The sequence below is a fragment of the Pantoea sp. SOD02 genome, from assembly GCF_024707505.1.
GTDB lineage: Bacteria > Pseudomonadota > Gammaproteobacteria > Enterobacterales > Enterobacteriaceae > Pantoea > Pantoea symbiotica.
The window spans coordinates 755,459-774,495 of sequence record NZ_CP102605.1 but is presented as its reverse complement, the minus strand read 5'-3'; the positions used below and the strand labels follow the sequence as shown (position 1 = coordinate 774,495).

Genomic DNA, 19,037 nt, shown 5'->3' with positions numbered 1-19,037 from the left:
GCGACCCTACAAAAACGTATCTAACCTCAACCTGCCAACAAACGATTAATTAACGGTCCCAGCACCTTCAACGAATCCGCCGAAAGAATATCGGCGTGCTCGCAATCCAGCGGGAAGATGGTCAATTCATCAACGAACGGTGCCCAACTGGCGCGCACATCCATACCTTGCGGCAGCGTTTTCTCGGCCATAAACAGCTTGGCGTTGCCGGCGTAACGCGGCGTGCGCGCTTCGGCGAGGCGCGCCACGGCGTCTTTGTAGTTGGCGACGATGGTGCTAAACATCGCGGCTTTCTCCTCACGCAACAGCGGATCGCGCTCATCTTCGGTCGCAGCCATAAATTCGGCCTGTTCGCGCGCTACTTCCTGTTCCGCTTCGTCGGCATCCGGCGTGCGCCAGTCCTGACCTTCTGCCGGATAGGTATCCAGCAGGCCGAGGAATGCCACCGTTTCACCCTGCGCCTGCAAACGTGCCGCAATGCCTTGCGCCAGCGTGCCGCCGAGTGAATAGCCGAGCAGGAAATAAGGTCCGCTTGGCTGCTGCTGGCGAATCGCCTGCAGATGGTGATCACACATCGCTTCCACGCTGTGACATGCGGCAATCACACCATGTGGACGCGGTGATTGCAGTCCGACAATCGGGAAGTCGCCGTCGAGATAGTGCAGCAGGGCGCTGTACTGCCAGGCGAAACCGGATGCCGGATGGATGCAGAACAACGTCGGGCCATGCCCAGCGCGCAGCGGCAGCAGTTCGCCGTTGCCACCGCTTTCACTGTTGGCACTGCCGTCGAGCAGCGCCGCCAATTTCTCCACGCTGCGCGCGGCGATGATCTGCCCGACGCTGAGTGGCGGCACCTCGCGACGCCGCAATTCCGCCGCCAGACGCATCGCCAGCAGCGAATGGCCACCGAGCGCGAAGAAGTCGTCATCGGCAAATACGCTGTCGCAACCGAGCAGCTGCTGGAACAGGTCCGCCAGCAGACGTTCGTTAGCGCTGTGCGGCAGGCGACCGCTGCGCGCGCTGCGCTGCGGCATCGGCAGCGCTTTACGATCCAGCTTGCCGTTGGCGCTGAGTGGCAGATGGTCGAGCAGCAGATAGCTGACCGGCTGCATATGCGCGGGCAGACGTTCACCCAGCTGCTGCTTCACCGCGTCGATGTCCAGCGCCACGCCCGCTTCGGCCACCAGCCAGCCGAGCAGCTGACGGTTATCGACGCCTGGCGTCGAGTGTTGCGTCAGAGCGCGCGCCGCGACCACCGCCTGCGCTACGCCCGGCAGCGCCACTAACGCCTGTTCGATTTCGCCTGGCTCGATACGCTGTCCGCGCATCTTCAGCTGGTCGTCGCTGCGACCGAGATACTCAACCGCACCGTCGGTGCGCCAGCTGGCGATATCGCCGGTGCGATACATGCGCTCGCCTTCGGCAAACGGCGCGGCGACAAAGCGCTGCGCAGTAAGATCGGCGCGATGCAAATAGCCATCGGCCAACTGCACGCCGCTGAGATAGAGATCGCCTGGCACGCCAACCGGCACCGGACGCAGCAGGCTATCGAGAATATGCAGCTGCGTGTTCCACACCGGACGACCAATCGGCACGCCCGGCCCGTTGAGGCCATCCAGCGCGCTGCCGCTGGCCGGTTGCCAGGTGACATCGACAGCGGCTTCGGTTGGGCCATACAGATTGTGCAGCGGCGCGGCGATCACCGCCTGATAGCTGCGCGCCAAATCGCACGCCAGCGCTTCACCGCTGCAGAATACGCGGCGCAGCGTTGGGCAAGCCCGATCGGTTTGCTCGACGAGATGGCCGACAAAGGCCGCCAGCATCGAGGGAACGAAGTGCATGGTGGTCACGCGATAATCGTCGATCAGCTGCCACAGCGCCTGCGGATCGCGGTGCGCTTCCGGCGGTGCCATCATCAGCTGCGCACCGGTCATAAGCGGCCAGAAGAATTCCCACACCGAAACATCAAAGCTGCACGGCGTCTTCTGCAACACCACGTCGTCAGCGCGCAGCGGATAGCTGGCCTGCATCCAGCGCAGGCGGTTGACGATGGCGCGTTGATTCACCACCACGCCTTTCGGTTTACCGGTTGAGCCCGAGGTATAAAGCACGTAAGCCGGGCGATTAGCATCCGCCTGCGGCAAAGAGTGGCGCGGCTGAATGTGTTCAGTGGCTAAGCCATCAAACATCATCAGCGTGCCAAACGTGGCGAAGCGGGTTTCAAGTGCGGATTCGGTGATCAGCACCCACGGCCGCGCATCTTCCACCATGTACGCAAGACGTTCATCGGGATAACCGATATCCAGCGGTAAATAGGCCGCACCTGCCTGCAGGATGGCGGTGAGCGCGATGCTGAGACGAACCGAGCGCGGCAGCGCCACGGCAACGATATCGCCCGGCATCACGCCCGCTTCAATCAAGCGATCCGCCAGCAGCATCGCCTGACGCTGCATTTCGCCGTAGCTCAGACGATGCTCCCTATCCATTAGCGCCAGCGCGTCCGGCGTGCGCGCCGCCTGCTGGGCAATCGCCTGCTGCAGGGTTTCATTTTCCAGCTGCACGCCGGTGTTGTTCACCCAGGCGAGCAGCGATTGCTCGGCCAGCGTTTGCAGCTTCCACTGCGTCAGCGGCAGATCCGGCGTGCTGACCAGCTGTTGCAGCAGCAATAGCAGCCGCTCGGCCAGACGTTCCGGCTCGCTGACGCAGTCGCGATACTCCATCAGCAACGTCAGCTGTTCGCCCGGCAGCACCAGCAGCGTCAGTGGATAGTGCGTGTAACCACGATTGTGAATTGCTTCGCAGCGCACGGCGGCGTTGGCGTCCAGCAGCGTTTGGTTGTCCGGATAGTTCTCCACCACCAGCAAGGTATCGAACAGCGTTCCGGCACCGACCAGCTGCTGGATCTCGGCGAGACCGAGGCAATCCTGCTCAATCAGCTGGATTTGCTGCGCCTGATGATCGGCGAGCTGCGCCAGCAATGGGCGTTGATGATCGAAGCGCAGGCGCACCGGCAGCGTGTTGCTGAACAGGCCAACGTGCTGATCGATGCCGTCAATCTGGCCAAAACGGCCAGAAACCGGCGCGCCAAACACCACGTCTTGCTGGCCGCTGGCGACCGACAGCATCAAGCCCCACAATCCCTGCATCACCGTGTTCAGGGTTAAGCCGCGGGCCCGGCACAGCGCATAGAGTTCCCGCTCCAGCGTGGCATCCAGCGTAATGCGCTTTTCGTTGACCGCGCTGTCGGCAGCCTGCGGATAGAGCAGCGTTGGACGCACCTCTTGCAGGCATTCCTGCCACTGCTGCCGCGCTTCGTGGCTGTCGCGCTGGCTGAGCTGACGCACAATGTCCGCGTAGCTGCTGCTATGCGCGGGCAACGTTTGCTGGCGCAGCGCGCTCAGCAGATCGTTGAGGATCACCGGCGTTGACCAGCCATCCACCACCAGATGATGCGCGTTGAGCAGCAGCGTCCAGCGCATGCCATTGCGATGGGCGATCAATGTGGCGTGCAGCATGATCGGCTGGCTAAACAGATCCTGCGCCAGCGCCTGATGCTCTAGCGCCACAATGTCATCATCGTCGGCTAACTGATGCAGCGTTAGCGGCCAGTGCAATTCCGTTTCAGGTATCAGCTGCAGCGGTTGCAGGCTGAGTTCAGCGTCGAAGCGCGCCGCCAGCTGCGGATGACGCTGTAGTACCGCGTCGAGCGCGGTTTGTACCGCTGCGGGGCTGATATCGCCGCTTATTGTCAGGCGGGTTAACGAGTTATAGCTGCCTTGCTGCGCGGTGGTTTGCGCGTGGAACAGCAGACCTTTCTGCAACGGCAGCAGCGGCAGCGCATGGCCGAACGCGCCGTGACGCGCATGCAGCTGTTGCAGCAATGCATCATCGACGCCATCCAGCGCCACCTCGGCGGCCACCAGCGTATTGGCGGCTTGCTGCGGCTGATGTTGTGCCAACGTGATCAGCGCCTGTGCGGCAGCGGCCATTGCCTGATGCAAATCGGCAATCGCCTCGGCAGTGAGCACGCCTTCCGCCCAGCTCCAGTTCAGCGCCAGCTGCGCCGCATGCGGCTGCTCCTCAACGAACACGTTGAGTTCCAGCGCGTGCTGCAGCGGCAGCGACTCATCCTGCAGCACCGCGAAGGTGTCGCGGAACTGCTGCGCGGTGCGCTGTGGCGACCAGTCACCGCTGCGCTGCGTGAAGCGTCCAAGGTAGTTAAACAGCACCTGCGGCGCGTGTTGTGCCGCCAGTTTTTCCAACGTCACGCCACGATGCGCATCGAGCCAGCGCAGTTGCCCGTAGCCAATACCGCGATCCGGCACCGCACGCAGCACCGCTTTCACCGCGCGTACGCACTCATTGAGCGGCGCGTGTGGATTTTCGGGTAGCGGCAGCAGCACTGGGAATTCCGCCGTCAGCCAGCCGACGGTGCGCGCCAGATCCTGCTGTGCATGCAGTTCGGCACGGCCATGCGACTCCAGCGTGACGCGCTGCTGTGCGCTGCCGTTGAGTTGGCGCAATGCCATCGTCAGCAACGTCAGCAGCAGCTCTTCGCTGGTGGCGCGATAGTGCTGCGGCAGCGTGTTGAGCAGCGCGTGCGTGGTCGAGGCATCCAGCAGCGTGCGTTGATGCTGGTGGCGATCGCTGGGCTGAATCGCTCGTTCACCGACAAGTGGCAGCGGTTCGGCCAGCATCTGTTGCCAGAACGGTAACTCCGTGGCGCGCGCCGAAAGGTTCGCCAGCAGCGCGGCCGACCAGTCATGTAGCGAGGTTTCCTCGGCGGGGATCACCAGCGGCGTGTTATTGATCAGCGCGTCACCGGCCTGTTGCAGCTCATCCAGCAATACGCGCCAGGAGACGCCATCAACAATCAGGTGATGCAGCGTCAGCACCAAACCACAGCTGATGCTGTTTTGCTGCAGCAGCGTGGCACGAAGCAGCGCGCCGTTCGCCGGATCGAGCGCCTCAGCATCTTCGCTAAACGCCTGTTCCGCTGCGCGGTCGCGATCCTGCACTTCAAGCGCACGCACGCGGGCAGGGCGCGACGCCAGCGCTTCGCCGACAATCAGCTGATCACCACGCGTAAAGGCATTGAGCGCCGGATGCGCCTGCGTCAGCTGATCAATCAGCTGTTCCAGCTGTGCGAGCTGCAACTGCGGCGGCACCGACAGCAGCACACCGTGCGCAAAGCGCGCATTGATACCGGCTTGCACATTGAACCAGTGCAAAATCGGCAAGCCGCCAATCGCGCCCTGTTGCGCCACGCGCGCGCCGGAGTTGTGTTGTGCCAGCGGCTGCAAACCCCGCGCCATGCGTGCGGCGGTGCGTTCGGCGAAGATTTCGCGTGGACGCAGCAGATAACCGGCGCGACGTGCGGCGGTGCTGAGCCCCATCGCGGAGATGCTGTCGCCGCCGAGTGCGAAGAAATCATCTTCCGCGCCAATGCTCTCCAGCCCCAGCAGGCTGGCAATCGCGTGGCAAATCAGCTGCTCCTGCGGCGTGCTGGCGGCGCGACTCTGGCTCTGCTGCGCCTGTTGCGGCTTCGGCAGCGCCTGGCGATCAATCTTGCCATTAACGTTGAGCGGTAACTCGTCCATTACCATCAGCACCGCAGGCACCATGTAATCCGGCAACTGCGTAGCCAGCTGCGCCAGCAAACGGGCATTGAGATCGGCATCGGCGCGCAGCGCGTTATCCTGCACCGAGCAGTAACCAATCAGACGATGCGTGGCGCCCATTACTTCGGCAATCACCACGGCGGTGCTGACTTCCGGCAGCGCCACCAGCGCGTTCTCCACTTCACCAAGTTCGACGCGGAAGCCACGCACTTTAATCTGGTGATCGGTACGCCCAATAAACGCCAGCTGTCCATCCTGACGCCAGCGCATCAGGTCGCCGCTGCGGTACATCACATCGCCGTCGCGGAAGGGATTGGCGACAAAGCGTCCGCTAGTGAGATCGGGACGGCGCAGATAACCGCGCGCGATGCCGGTTCCGGCGATATACAGCTCGCCAGCGCAGCCAATCGGCACCTGACGCAGTTGGTTATCCAACAGATAGACTTCGCTGTTGCCCACCGGACGACCAATCACCGGCTGCGGTGATGCCATGACGCTGGCACCCAGCGTATCGATGGTGTATTCCGACGGCCCGTAATAGTTGTGGATCTCCATCTGCTGCTGTTGCTGCATCAACTTCCACAGCGTTGGCGTGGCCGCTTCACCACCAATCATCACAAAAGAGGGACGATGGTTGTCGGCTTCCAGCAGGCCGCTGTCGATCATCTGCGAGAAGAACGACGGCGTGATATCCAGCAAGTCAACCGGCACCGCGTTCATCTGTTGAATCAGGCCCCACGCATCGCGGCGCAGCTCTTCGTCAAAGATATTCAGCTCGCAGCCCATCAGCATGCAGAACAGCGGTTCCCACGAAGAATCGAACGAGAAGGAGGCGGTGTGACCGGCGCGCATGCGGCGCGGGCTGTTGGCGGTGAAGTGTGCAATCGCCGGGCCGAACAGATGTTCGCGGTGCGACAGGAACAGGTTGAGCAAACCTTGATGGGTGCTCATCACGCCTTTCGGACGGCCGGTTGAACCCGAGGTGTAGATCATGTAGGCCAGATCGTCGCCGCACAGTTTGGTGTCAGGTCGTGCGGTGGAATAATCACTCAACGCAAGCTGGTCAATCAACAGATGCGGCAGTTCCGGCATCTGCGCTAGCGTGCTGGAGTGCGTCAGCAGCAGCTTAGGTTGCGCGTCATCGCACATCAGCGCCAGGCGTTCGCGCGGATAGTCGAGATCGAGCGGCATATAAGCCGCGCCGCTCGCCAGCACGCCGAATATTGCGACTAATGAATCTACTGAACGCGGAATACCAATCGCTACCACGTCATCAGCCTGCAAGCCGCGCGCGATCAGCAGCTGTGCCAGTTGCATCGCGCGATCGGCGAGCTGGCGATAGCTCAGGCTGCGCTCGCCGCACACCACTGCAGTTTGCTCGCCGTATTGCTCAGCGGCTTGCAGCAAGATATCGACGATGGTGCAGGTATCGGCAGGCGGCACGATGGTGGGTCCGGTTGACCAGCGTTGCAGATCAATCTGTTCCTGCGGTGCCAGCAATGACAGCGCGCCTAAGCAAATGCTGGCATCCGCCGCGAACTGAGTTAGCAGATGGCTGATGCGATCGGCATGACGTTGTAGCGTTTGCGCATCGTAGCGGCGCGGGTTTGCTACCAGCGTGAGCTGCAATGCGCCATCGCGGAAGCCGACTTCAAACTCCAGATCGTCCACCGGGCCCATCGCCATCGTGTGCGTTGGGGCGGGCTGGCCGTCGAATTGCAGATCGTCATGGTAAACCTTGACGTTAATCACCGGGCCATACAGCGCCTGGCTGTTGCCGACCAGGCCGAGATCGCGGCGCAGCTGCTCCGCTTCATAACGTTGATGGCGGCGCGCTTTGCGAATTTCGCCCTGCACCTGCTGCACCAGCATCGGCAACGTCATCTCATCGCTGACGCTGAAAATCAGCGGCAACACGTTGACCACCGGGCCGAGCGTGGAGATCGCCGCCGAACCCATGCGGCGCATAAACGGGAAGCCAATCGACAGACGCTGGCTGTTGCTGAAGCGTGCCAGATAGGCCACCAACAGCGCACTGACGATATCGCCTTCGCTGCTGTCGGCCAGTTGCTGCTGCTGACGCAGCGTGGCCAGTTGCGGCAGCGTCACCTGACAGCTGATCGGGCGATCGCCGTGATCGCTCAGGTTTTCGCTGGAAAGCGTCAGCGTCTCTGGCAGATCCGCCGCGTAACTTTGCCAGTGGCTGGCTGAACGCGCAAAAGCAGGCGAATCCTGCCACTGCTGAATCTCTTCAATTACCGTGGTGAACGGCGTAAACGGCGAGGGCGCGGGCGTTGCTCCGGCGCAAAGGGCGGCGTAGATTGCCGCGACGCGTTGGGTCAGCGCTTCAAAACTGAAGCCATCCACCAGCAAATGGTGATAGCGCTGATACCACAGCCAGCTGCCGTCGCCGATGCGCATCAGCGCGTGGCGATAGAGCGGTTTGTCACCGTCGGCGGGCAGCTCGGCGGCGAGATCCGCCTGCATTAGTTTGTGCGCCTGGCTGGTGGCATCGGCGCGCTGGCTGAAATCATGCCATTCCGGTGCGACCGGCGCTTGCGCACCAAACCACTGCGCCGGATTGCCATTATCATCAAGGCCGAAGCGCGCCTGCACGGTATCGGCTTCCGCCATCGCCTGCTGTATGGCGCTGTCCAGCGCCGCGCGATTGATGTCGCCGTGCAGCACGCTGTAGTGCGCCACGGTAAATTGATTGCGCTGCTGCGCAATGCTGTCAGCGATCCAAATGCCGGGCTGCGCCGCGACTAAAGGATAGGCTGGAGAAAGATTGTTTAACGATGCCAAAGGACAATTCCTGTCGAGAAAAACAATTTAAAAAAGAGAAAGTTAAAAAAATTAATGCGCGGTAGACGACGTCTGTTGCGTCGCTGGCCGCATGTCGTGCCAGTTTGCTTCGATAAACTCAATAGCGGCGCTGCGCGTTAGCGGTCCCGCTACGTTGTGCCAGCCTGCCGGAACCGGGGCAAAAGCGGGCCACAGGCTGTATTGCTGACGCACGTTGAGCAGCACCAGAAAATCGAGCGCGTCGTTATCAAACGGATTCTGTTGTTCAGACATGGTTATTACCTTCAGAGGTTGATGTCGGGGAGAGAAAATCGGCCAGCAGCCAGCGGCAGCCGTCGATCAGACCGCCACGCCAGCACAACGCATCGTGCCCTCCGGCGAAACGGCGAAAATATAATTCATGGCCTGCGGCTTGCAGCGCCGGGACGATCTGCTGGTTGACGTACACCATGTCTTCCTCGCGATCGCCCACTTCCTGGAAAATCTTCAGCTTGCCCGGCGGTAACTCGCCCTGTTGCAGCCGCTCTAACAGCAAACCGGGCGCGTGCTGTTCGCGGTTGGCGTAGTCGCGGATGTATTGCAGATGCGGCCACCAGAAGGAGCCGGATTGCGTGAGAATGCGGCCAAAACGCTGCGGCCAGTGCAAACCGGCATACAGCGCGGCGAGTCCGCCGTAGCTTTGTCCAGCCACCAGCGTGCGGTCGGCGTCGCTGCTGAACGCCGCGTGCTGGCGCGCCAGCGGTAACAGTTCCTGCTGCACCGCCAGCCAGAAGGTTTCGTTGCACGGTAATTCGGCTTCACGGTGCTGGCTGTCGATGACATCGATAAACAGCCAGCAGGTGGGCGGCAGTTCGCCATCGGCGGTGACCTGATCCAGCGCGCTGAAAATCGGTTGGCCGTACACCCAGTTTTGGCCGTCAAGCAGGATCGCCAGCGGACGCTGTTCGGGCTGAGTGGTTGTGCCGGTGCTGTAGAGCCAGACGTTACGGGTGACGTTGAGCAACGTGCTGCGCCACTGCAGGGTTTGCAGCGTATCCGGCCAGGTTTCCGCCATGCCGGCATCCAGCGCGCGCCAGGCGGATTGATCCGGCGCATCCGGCATGTGCGCGTTGCTCAAGGCAAAACGGCGGCTGCTGAGAAACGGCGGCGTGGGATTGAATTTGTCGGGGATTGCCAGCGGCATCAGCGAAATCCACCACTTGCGCTGTAGCGCGCGACAGGCGGCATCATCGCCACAAAACAGCGGCGGTAACTGCTGCGCGGTGGCGGGGATCAGGCTGTAACTGCCGCGCCAGTCGGACTCAATGGCGGTCGACCAATGCCAGACGTTGCTGTCGTTCACGCGCACCAGTGTTTCTGGCGCTTCGCTGTGGTGATCGGTGACGCCGTTAATATCGACGTAAACCCGTTCAGTGGAAGAAAGTGCGGAATGCCCTTCGGGATCGCGCCAGAAGAAGTGCATGGTCGTTTGACCATTTTCGTCACGCTCAACCAGCGGCGTACCGACAGTATAAAGCTGCTGCCACCAGCCTTCGCTACCCAAATCGGCCTGCTGCAACCATTGCGCAACTGTCCCGGCGGGCAACCACGTCTGCGTCGTTTTTTCTGCGCTTGTTAGAAACATCCTGCAACCCATCTCCACATTTTGTTCACTGTCTTTACTTAACCAAAGCTAATGCAAATGCTATTGATAACGATTTACATTTGCAATATGATTTTTCGCGCCTAATAAACCTTCGGATTTTCAGTGGATTATTTTGTGAAGGACGTCACGCAGGGAGATTAGGACCGTAAATAACGCAAGCGAGTAATATTTCAATCCGTTACAGCCATTGTCGTTGGGCGAGGGCGACTGAACGGATTATTTCATCTACAAGGCAGTTTGAAATAGAGATGGCAACTATGTCCGTAAAAGCAAGAAATTCAGCAATACCTGCTGTGGCACGTCAGTTCAGACTCAATCCTCTATACCTTTCTCTGGCCTCAATTCTGTTGCTGGCACCGGCTGCCTTCAGCGTGGCCGCCGAAGAGACCATTACCGTAAACGCCGACACGCGTGAAAGCGTGACCTCGCCGCTGCAGGGTTATGTGGCGAAAGAGAGCGCGGCGGGCACCAAAACGTCCACGCCGCTGCGCAAAACCCCGCAATCTATTTCGGTGATTACCCGCGAGCAGATGGACGACCAGGCGGCGGCCTCCGTTGCGGATGCGCTGAGCTATAGCAGCGGCGTGCTGACCAACTATCGCGGTAACTCCAACCGTAATGATGAGATCATCGCGCGCGGTTTCCGCTATGCGCCGAAATTCCTTGATGGCCTGAGCTACGGTTTATCCGGCCAGGCTGGCGCTGCGGGGCAGGTTGATCCCTGGTTGCTGGAGCGCGTAGAGATGATCCACGGCCCAGCTTCTGTGCTGTACGGCCAGGTGAATCCAGGCGGCATCGTGGCGATGACCAGCAAGCGCCCTACCGCGCAGAGCATTCATAAAGTGCAGCTCAGCACCGGCAACCAGCATTTGGGTGAAGCGGCGTTTGATTTCGGCGGTAAGCTGAACGATGACAACACGCTGTTCTACCGCCTGAACGGTATCGCCAGCACCAAACATGAGTTCGTGAAGGACAATAAACAGCAGCGCATGGCGATTGCGCCAGCGATTACCTGGCTGCCGAACGCGGATACCAGCTTTACGCTGCTGACCATGTACCAGAACGAGCCGAAAGCGGGTTACCGTAACTTCCTGCCGGCCAGCGGCACGTTGAAAGAGAGCAGCGCGGGTTACATTCCTTACGATTTCAACGTCAGCGATCCGAGCTTCAACGAAGCCAAACGCGAACAGACCTCGATCGGCTATATCTTCGAGCACAATCTCAACGACAACCTGAGCTTCACGCAGAATCTGCGCTACAGCAACATGGACGAATCGTACAAATATCTGGTGTATACCTTTGATGCGGATAACGATCACTCAATCAACCGTCGTCCGCAGCATGACAAGATCAAGTCGAAAGAGTTGGGCCTGGATAACCAGCTGAAAGCCACTTTTGAAACCGGCAACATCGCGCACACCGTGCTCGGCGGGCTCGATTACAAGTGGAGCGACGTGGATAACAAACTGTGGCTCGACAGAGGCGATCAATACATCCTCGACTGGGCCAATCCAACGCGTATCAGCATCAACGAGAGCGATTTGACGTTGACTACCAGCACGCGCAAGAAGCTCGATCAGGTGGGCGTTTACTTGCAGGATCAGCTGGAGTGGAATCAGTGGAACCTGCTGCTGTCTGGACGTCACGACTGGAGCGAAGTGCGCACTCAGGATCGCACCGACAACAGTGAAACCCAGCAGAATGACGACAAGTTCACCGGCCGTGCAGGTCTGCTGTATGCGTTCGATAACGGCATTTCACCGTACGTCAGCTACAGCACTTCGTTTGAGCCAAACCTCAACAGCGGCGCGCCAGGCACCGATCCGTTCAAACCGACCACCGGCGAACAGACCGAAGTGGGTGTGAAGTATCAGCCGGTCGGTTGGGATGCGGTGTTTACCGTGTCAGCGTTTGATATCACTCAGAAAAATATCACCGCGTATAACAGCGTGACCGGCTACAACGAGCAGATTGGTAAAGTGCGTTCGAAAGGTATCGAAACCGAAGCGCACGCGCAGATTACGCCCGAGATTAAACTGTTAGCGGCTTATACCTATACCGATGCGGTGACCAAGGAGAGCAGCATCACGCAGCGTATCGGCCATTCTCCGTCGAGCATTCCGCGTCATGCGGCATCGGCGTGGGGCAGCTACACCTTCCTTGATGGCGTGCTGAGCGGCTTTACGCTTGGTAGCGGCGTGCGTTACACCGGCACCGCGCCAGCGGACGAAATTGGCGTCGACAAAGTACCGCATTACACCTTGTATGATGCGATGGCGAAGTATGAGCTGGGTGAAGCGGCGAATTCGCTGCGCGGCACCACGCTGCAACTGAACGTCAACAATATCGCGGATAAGCACTACGTGGCGTCATGCAGTAACGAAAGCGCCTGCTTCTACGGCAGCGGTCGCACCATTGTGGCTTCCGTCAGCTACAGCTGGTAATTCCCACTGGCGGCCTCTCTGGCCGCCGTTTCGTTTCGCATTCCGTGCGGCTCGCTTTCCACTAAGACACTTCTTAGCCGGTTTTCGGAAAATACTGTATTTGTGTGACTGTCATCACTCTGCAAGGCGCGTTAAAATGAACGCTTCTCATTTAGCAGGGGTTTTTCGTCACGATGTTATCGCGCTTCACTTTAGCCACTTTGATGGCAACAATCATGCTTACCGGCTGCGCCCGCCTTGCCGCCGTAACAGGTACATCACATGACAGCACTGCGACTGCGGACGCGTCCGCCGCTCAGCCTGCAACCGGCGCGCCAATCGACAGTAACGATTCGCCTTCACCGTTTGAAACCGGCCCAACGGTAATCAACATTTCGCATGTGGTCACGCGTACCGATGACGGTTCATCTATTTATGTGACGGTAGATGGTCAGGATGCGGGCCTACTGAAGAAGGGTGAGAAGAGAGAGATTCGCGTTTCGCCTGGTAAACACCAGATTGGAGGTTACGTGCAGACGCTGTTTGGTTTTGGCAAAGTGACCATCGCCTCTGTGGATGTCACCACCGATCCGAACAGCCCGAAAAACGTGGTCTATTCTGTAACGCGCCAGAAGCCCGCGTTCAGCGAAACAGACGCCACGCCGCCGAATAATTCGTGATGTATGGGTGCGTAAATATGCGCACCAGCAAGGTTTTGTAGGGTCGCCATAAATGGCGTAATGCCGATCAGTTAAGCACAGAGTGACTTTCGTTCGCCATGTGCTGAGGCAGTTGCAGCATCTCCGTGCTGCGACCGAGCAAAGGGCGCCTGGCCGCGCCCTCTGCACTCCCGGGCCTTGCGCCAGCCCAACCCGCCGCTTCGCGGTGCCTTCACTCATTCACGATTCCTGACGGACCGGCGGCGATTCGCTCCTGCTCAGCGCCACCTCTCGCCGCATCCATGCGGCTCGCCCTGGAATCCCTCAATCGTTCAGCGGATTAGGATGTCGCCTCAACACCCGCGCTGCAGCAGCAATGCATTTTCCTGACTCGCCATCGCTACAAATTCCGTAGGGTTGCCATTTATGGCGACCTGGTGCGCATGAATACGTGCGGACACTGTCATCACAGGCGGCGCAGGCGCGGATTGCTAAGGTCCGCGCCTTCGGACCTTAGCCCGGCCGCCTGCTTCACACATTCTGAAACTACCAGATGCTTAGCGGGCGGAGTCCCTGCGATGTCAGTGCGCTGCTTATCTGACATGCATTACGCCATTAATGGCGACCTCCCCACATCAACTCCGGCTAAACACCAGTTTCAACCCAGCAACCGTAAAGCAACAAGCCAGCATCGCATCCAGCCCACGACGGATGCGGCGATAAAATGCCGCCATCACCGCAGTGGAAAACAACACCGCATAACCGCCAAACACCAGCACACAAATCGCCGCGCAGCCTGCAATTATCATTGGCAAGGTTGATGCCGCCGCACCCGGTTTTAACGCCACCGACATGATCGCCACCCACGTCAAAATCGCTTTAGGATTGCCGACGTGCATCAAAATGCCCTGGCGAAACATTTTGCCAAAGTGCGCTTTCTCGCTGCCCGGCGCGAATTCGCTGGCATCTGGCTTACGCAATGCCGATTTCCCCGCCTTGAACGCCAGCCACAACAGATACAATCCGCCGCCAATCTTCAGCACAATCAGCAGTTGCGCGAAAGTGGCCAGCACGGTGAGCACGCCGCAGGCCGCCAGCAGCGCCCACATCATCGAACCGCCAATTACGCCACTGGCTAATGCCAGCGCCGCGCCGCGTCCCTGTTTCATCGCCGTGCCCATAATCGCCATATTGCTCGGGCCAGGACTGGCGGTGGCGACGAAATAGGTGGTGTAGATCAGAATCAATTCATGTGACAGCGCCATAGGTTCCTCTGTGATGGCGGAAGGGAACTCACGTTATATCGCCTGAAGCTTGATTCTTCCAGAATGGTTTAAATATTCATCCTTGCTGCACCCTTACTTCCCGTGCAACTCCTTCCTCAATAGCACCAACTCGCCCGCCAGATCGCGGCACAGCATCGCCGTCATCAGATGATCCTGCGCATGCACCAAAATCAGCGTAACCGGCACTTTGCCGCAGCCTTCATCGGCGCCAATCAATGCGGTTTGGATTTTATGCGCCACTTTGGCGGCCTCATCTGACGCCGCCAAAGCCTCATCGGCACCTTGCCAGTCAGCTTTACGCGCCTGCTGGATTGCCATCATGGCTTGCGAACGCGCCTCACCAGCATTAATCAGCAACTCCATCATCGTTTGTTCAAAATCCATATCCGCCTCACTTATTGGTATGCCAAATTGGTGATAACGATGCTACCGGAATACCAAAAAGGAGTTCCGCGAGCATGATCACAGAAATTAAGCGCGAATATCGCCATTTTGGTATGCCACGAACCATCAAGCTGATGCATAACACCTAAAACCGCTGAGGGTTGACCAATGTCTCTACAGGAACGTCTTATCGATTCGCTGGGTAGCTTTGCCACGCGATTCAATAGCTACCGCTACATCATGGCGATCAAAGCCTCGTTCATCACGCTGATGCCAGTGATCATCGTCGGCGCGTTTTCGGTACTGATTTCCAACATGGTGCTGGACCCGAAAAATGGCCTCGCCAGTTTCTCTGCGCTGTCGTTTCTCGCCGATTTAAAACCGATCACCAGCAGCATTAACTACGCCACGCTGAGCTTTCTGAATATTGGCGCGGTGTTTCTGATTGGTATCGAACTGGGTCGCATCAACGGCATTAAAACGTTGTTTCCCGGCCTGCTGGCGATCATCTGCTTCATCTCGGTGACGCCCACCACGCTGCAAATGCTGGTAGATGGCCAGATGCATGTGGTCACCGATGTGCTGGCGAAACAGTTCTCCGATACCAAAAGTCTGTTCCTCGGCATGTTTATCGCCATTCTGTCGGTGGAGATTTACTGCCGGCTGGAGCAGGTTGAACGGCTAAAAATCAAAATGCCGGATACCGTGCCGCCGAACGTAGCCGCATCATTTTCCGCGCTGATCCCGTCGATCATCACCGTCACGCTGGTCGCCACCTTTGGCTTTATCTTCCATCAGATCACCGGCATGTACCTGTACGACGCGGTATACAAAGTGGTGCAGCAGCCGCTGGAATCGGTGGTGCAGAGCTTGTGGGGCATTCTGCTGTTGATGTTTGTTGCCCAGCTGTTTTGGGTGATTGGTATTCACGGTAACCAAATGGTGAAACCGATTCGCGAGCCGCTGCTGCTGGGGGCGATTCTGGTCAACATGAACGCCTTCGAGCAAGGCAAAGAAGCGCCAAACATCATCACCATGCCGTTCTGGGATGTGTATATGAGCATCGGCGGTTCCGGTCTGACGATTGGGCTGTTAACCGCGGTGATGATTGCCACCAAACGCAAAGAGATGCGGGAAATCGCCAAACTGTCGTTTGGACCTGGCTTATTCAACATCAATGAGCCGGTGATTTTTGGTATGCCGATCATGCTCAATCCCATTCTCGCTATTCCCTTCATCATCACGCCGCTGGTAACCGGTTCGATTGGCTATTTCGCCACGGTGATGGGCTTCGCCGGTAAAGCGGTGGTGATGGTTCCCTGGACTACGCCGCCAATCATCAATGCGTGGCTCTCGACCGCCGGTTCGATGGGCGCGGTAGTGACGCAAATCATCTGCATTGTGGTTTCAGTATTGATTTATCTGCCGTTTGTCAAAGTGGCTGCACGTCGCGCCGAAGCGGCGGAAGCGAAAAATCTGCAGGCCGAGCTGGCACAAAATTAAGGAGATTCGATGAGTAAGCACACCATTGCGCTGCCAGAGGGCTTTATCCTCGGCGCGGCGGCATCGGCCTGGCAAACCGAAGGCTGGAGCGGCAAAAAAGCCGGGCAGGATTCGTATCTGGATGCCTGGTACCAGCAGGATCGTCATGTCTGGCACAACGGTTATGGACCGGCGGTGGCGACCGATTTTATCAACAGCTTCCGCGAAGACGTGGCGCTGATGAAAGCGGCTGGGCTGACGCACTATCGCACCTCCATCAACTGGTCGCGCTTTCTCATCGACTATGAAAACGCGGTGGTTGATGAGGAGTACGCGGCCTATTACGACCAACTGATTGATGAGATGCAGCGTCAGGGCATTGAACTGATGTTGTGCCTCGAACATTACGAACTGCCGCTGCAGTTGCTGGAAGAGTACGGCGGCTGGCAGTCAAAACATGTGGTGGAGTTGTTTATTCGCTATGTCGAAAAGGTGTTTGCCCGCTACGCCGGAAAAGTGACGCGCTGGTTTGTATTTAATGAGCCGATTGTGGTGCAGACGCGCGTCTATCTTGATGCGCTGCGCTGGCCGTATGAGCAGAACACCCATAAGTGGATGCAGTGGAATCACCATAAAAATCTCGCCACGGCGAAGGTGGTGAAACTGTTCCGCCAGCAGGGTTATGCCGGCACGGTGGGCACCATTCTCAATCCGGAAGTGACCTATCCGCGCTCGTCGGCGGCGCACGATGTTAAAGCCGCGAAAATCTACGATCTGTTCTACAACCGGGTATTTCTCGACCCGGCGATCAAAGGCGTTTATCCAGCTGAATTGTTGCAGCTGCTGGATAAACATGAAGTGCAGTGGGACGTCACCGAGGACGAGCTGGCGATCATTGCCGCCAACACCGTCGATGAAGTGGGTCTGAATCTTTACTATCCGCATCGCGTAAAAGCGCCGTCACGCGCGTGGCATCCGGAGACGCCATTTCATCCCGCCTTTTACTACGAACATTTTGAGCTGCCGGGTCGCCGCATGAACAGCTCGCGCGGCTGGGAAATTCAGCCGCGCATTGTCTTCGACATGGCGCAGCGCATGAGAGAGGAGTACGGCAATCTGCCGTGGTTTGTGGCCGAGAGCGGCATGGGCATCGAAAACGAAGCGCAATTTAAGGATGCGCAGGGGGAAATTCAGGACGACTACCGCATCAACTTTATTGCTGAACATCTTTACCAGGCGGTGCGTGCACGTGAAGCGGGCAGCAACTGTCAGGGCTACATGTTGTGGGCCTTCACCGACAACGTTTCGCCGATGAACGCCTTCAAAAATCGTTACGGACTGATTGAGATCGACCTCGACAACCAGCGGCAGCGACGCATGAAGAAATCCGCGCACTGGTTCCGTAAGTTGCGTGACACCCAGCAATTGACCCTCAACATTGACGATGAAGCCAAATAAGGACGACCGATGAAACGCATTATTCTGGCCTGTGCAGCAGGCATGTCGACTTCGATGTTAGTCACCCGCATTGAGAAAGAGGCGGTAGCACGCGGTCTTGAGTACCAGATCTACGCCATTCCGGAACAGAACCTGCGTGAAGAGCTACAAAATTACGGTCAGGACGTGGTAGTGGTGCTGCTGGGGCCGCAGGTGCGCTTTAAACTGGAGGAGAATAAAAAGCTGACCGACAGCTATCAGCTGCCGATTGCGGTGATCGATACCGTGGCTTACGGCACGTTGAATGGTGCAAAGGTACTCGATCAGGCGCTGGCTTTGGTACACTAGCGCCCAGATAGCAGTCAGGTTCCGGCTCGCACAGGACGCGGCCGGGCCGAATGCACCATGATGCAAAAGGGTGAGAGCGTGGAAAAAGCCGAAGCGCCACAAGAGAAAAAGCAGTATCAGGAAATTGGTCAGCATCTGCGTCAGCAAATCCTCGATGGCAATTACCCGGTTGGCTCACGACTGCCGCCAGAGCGACAGTTGGCGGAAACCTGGGGCGTGAGCCGCACCATTGTGCGTGAAGCGTTGCTGATGCTGGAGCTGGAAGGCACGGTGGATATTCGTCAAAGTTCCGGCGTTTACGTGATGCGCATTCCTTCGGAAAGTGAGGATGCGGAAGAGGCGTTTTTCCGCAGCGATGTCGGCCCGTTCGAGATGTTGCAGGCGCGTCAGTTGCTGGAGAGCAATATCGCCGCCTTCGCCGCTAAAATGGCCACCAAAGCCGATATCGAAAACCTGCGCCGCACGCTGGAGCAGGAGCAGCGCGCCATCGCGCTCAACGACAGCAGCCAGGATAATGACAAGTTATTTCATTTGCTGCTGGCGGGCGCGACGCAAAATCAGATGCTGCTCGATACGGTTACCAGCGTCTGGCGTCATCACGAAGCCAGCCCGCTCTGGCAGCAGCTGCGACCGCAGTATGAGACCCGCGCTTACCGCCTGAAGTGGCTGGGCGATCATCAAACCATTCTGGCCGCGCTGCGACGTCGTGATGTGATGGGTTCCTGGCAGGCGATGTGGCAGCACCTGGAAAACGTCAAGAATACGCTACTGGAGTTATCCGATGCCGATGCACCGGACTTTGATGGCTACCTGTTCGAATCGGTACCGATTTTTCAGGGTAAGGTGATGTGATGAGGTCGCCATAAATGGCGACCCTACAAACCCGCTGTCGTAGGGGCGCCATTTATGGCGACCAGGTGCGCATTTATGCGCACCGCCACAGTGCA

11 protein-coding genes are annotated in these 19,037 nt (G+C 58.5%); 6 read left to right on the top strand and 5 right to left on the bottom strand.

The window, feature by feature from the left end; genetic code table 11:
* Positions 1-26: 26 nt before the first annotated feature.
* The 3 genes from NR302_RS23045 to fes are packed head-to-tail and all read right to left on the bottom strand — an operon-like array spanning position 27 to position 10,050.
* Positions 27-8,426, bottom strand: a complete 8,400-nt coding sequence (locus NR302_RS23045) for a non-ribosomal peptide synthetase (protein ID WP_258145439.1) — start codon at positions 8,424-8,426, stop codon at positions 27-29.
* A gap of 51 nt (positions 8,427-8,477) precedes the next feature.
* Positions 8,478-8,699 (bottom strand): MbtH family protein, encoded by a 222-nt coding sequence (locus NR302_RS23040; RefSeq protein WP_154190925.1) that lies wholly within the window; start codon positions 8,697-8,699, stop codon positions 8,478-8,480.
* Positions 8,692-10,050, bottom strand: coding sequence for an enterochelin esterase (gene fes, locus NR302_RS23035; protein ID WP_258145438.1), 1,359 nt, complete (start codon positions 10,048-10,050; stop codon positions 8,692-8,694). The genes NR302_RS23040 and fes overlap by 8 nt, the downstream gene beginning before the upstream one ends.
* Positions 10,051-10,328: 278 nt before the next feature.
* Between fes and NR302_RS23030 the strand changes: the two genes are divergently transcribed.
* Positions 10,329-12,515, top strand: a complete 2,187-nt coding sequence (locus tag NR302_RS23030; protein ID WP_258145437.1) for a TonB-dependent siderophore receptor — start codon at positions 10,329-10,331, stop codon at positions 12,513-12,515.
* A gap of 173 nt (positions 12,516-12,688) precedes the next feature.
* On the top strand, positions 12,689-13,174 hold the full coding sequence (locus NR302_RS23025) for a hypothetical protein (protein ID WP_154156561.1): 486 nt from the start codon (positions 12,689-12,691) through the stop codon (positions 13,172-13,174).
* A gap of 614 nt (positions 13,175-13,788) precedes the next feature.
* Here the strand turns inward: NR302_RS23025 and NR302_RS23020 are convergent.
* Positions 13,789-14,418: a LysE family translocator gene (locus tag NR302_RS23020; protein WP_258145436.1), complete on the bottom strand. Its 630-nt coding sequence runs from the start codon at positions 14,416-14,418 to the stop codon at positions 13,789-13,791.
* A gap of 93 nt (positions 14,419-14,511) precedes the next feature.
* Entirely contained in the window at positions 14,512-14,823 is a 312-nt protein-coding gene (locus NR302_RS23015) for a PTS lactose/cellobiose transporter subunit IIA (protein ID WP_258145435.1), read from the bottom strand.
* Positions 14,824-14,991: 168 nt separating this feature from the next.
* Between NR302_RS23015 and NR302_RS23010 the strand changes: the two genes are divergently transcribed.
* The 4 genes from NR302_RS23010 (at position 14,992) to NR302_RS22995 (ending at position 18,942) form a co-directional block, all read left to right on the top strand.
* Entirely contained in the window at positions 14,992-16,326 is a 1,335-nt protein-coding gene (locus NR302_RS23010) for a PTS sugar transporter subunit IIC (protein ID WP_061719102.1), read from the top strand.
* Between the two features lie 9 nt (positions 16,327-16,335).
* Positions 16,336-17,763 carry a glycoside hydrolase family 1 protein gene (locus tag NR302_RS23005; protein ID WP_258145434.1) on the top strand — a complete coding sequence of 476 codons (1,428 nt, stop codon included), beginning with the start codon at positions 16,336-16,338 and terminating at the stop codon, positions 17,761-17,763.
* Positions 17,764-17,772: 9 nt separating this feature from the next.
* Positions 17,773-18,090, top strand: coding sequence for a PTS sugar transporter subunit IIB (locus NR302_RS23000; protein WP_008110135.1), 318 nt, complete (start codon positions 17,773-17,775; stop codon positions 18,088-18,090).
* Between the two features lie 78 nt (positions 18,091-18,168).
* A complete protein-coding gene (locus tag NR302_RS22995; protein WP_258145880.1) occupies positions 18,169-18,942 on the top strand; it encodes an FCD domain-containing protein in 774 nt (257 codons plus the stop codon).
* Positions 18,943-19,037: the final 95 nt, after the last annotated feature.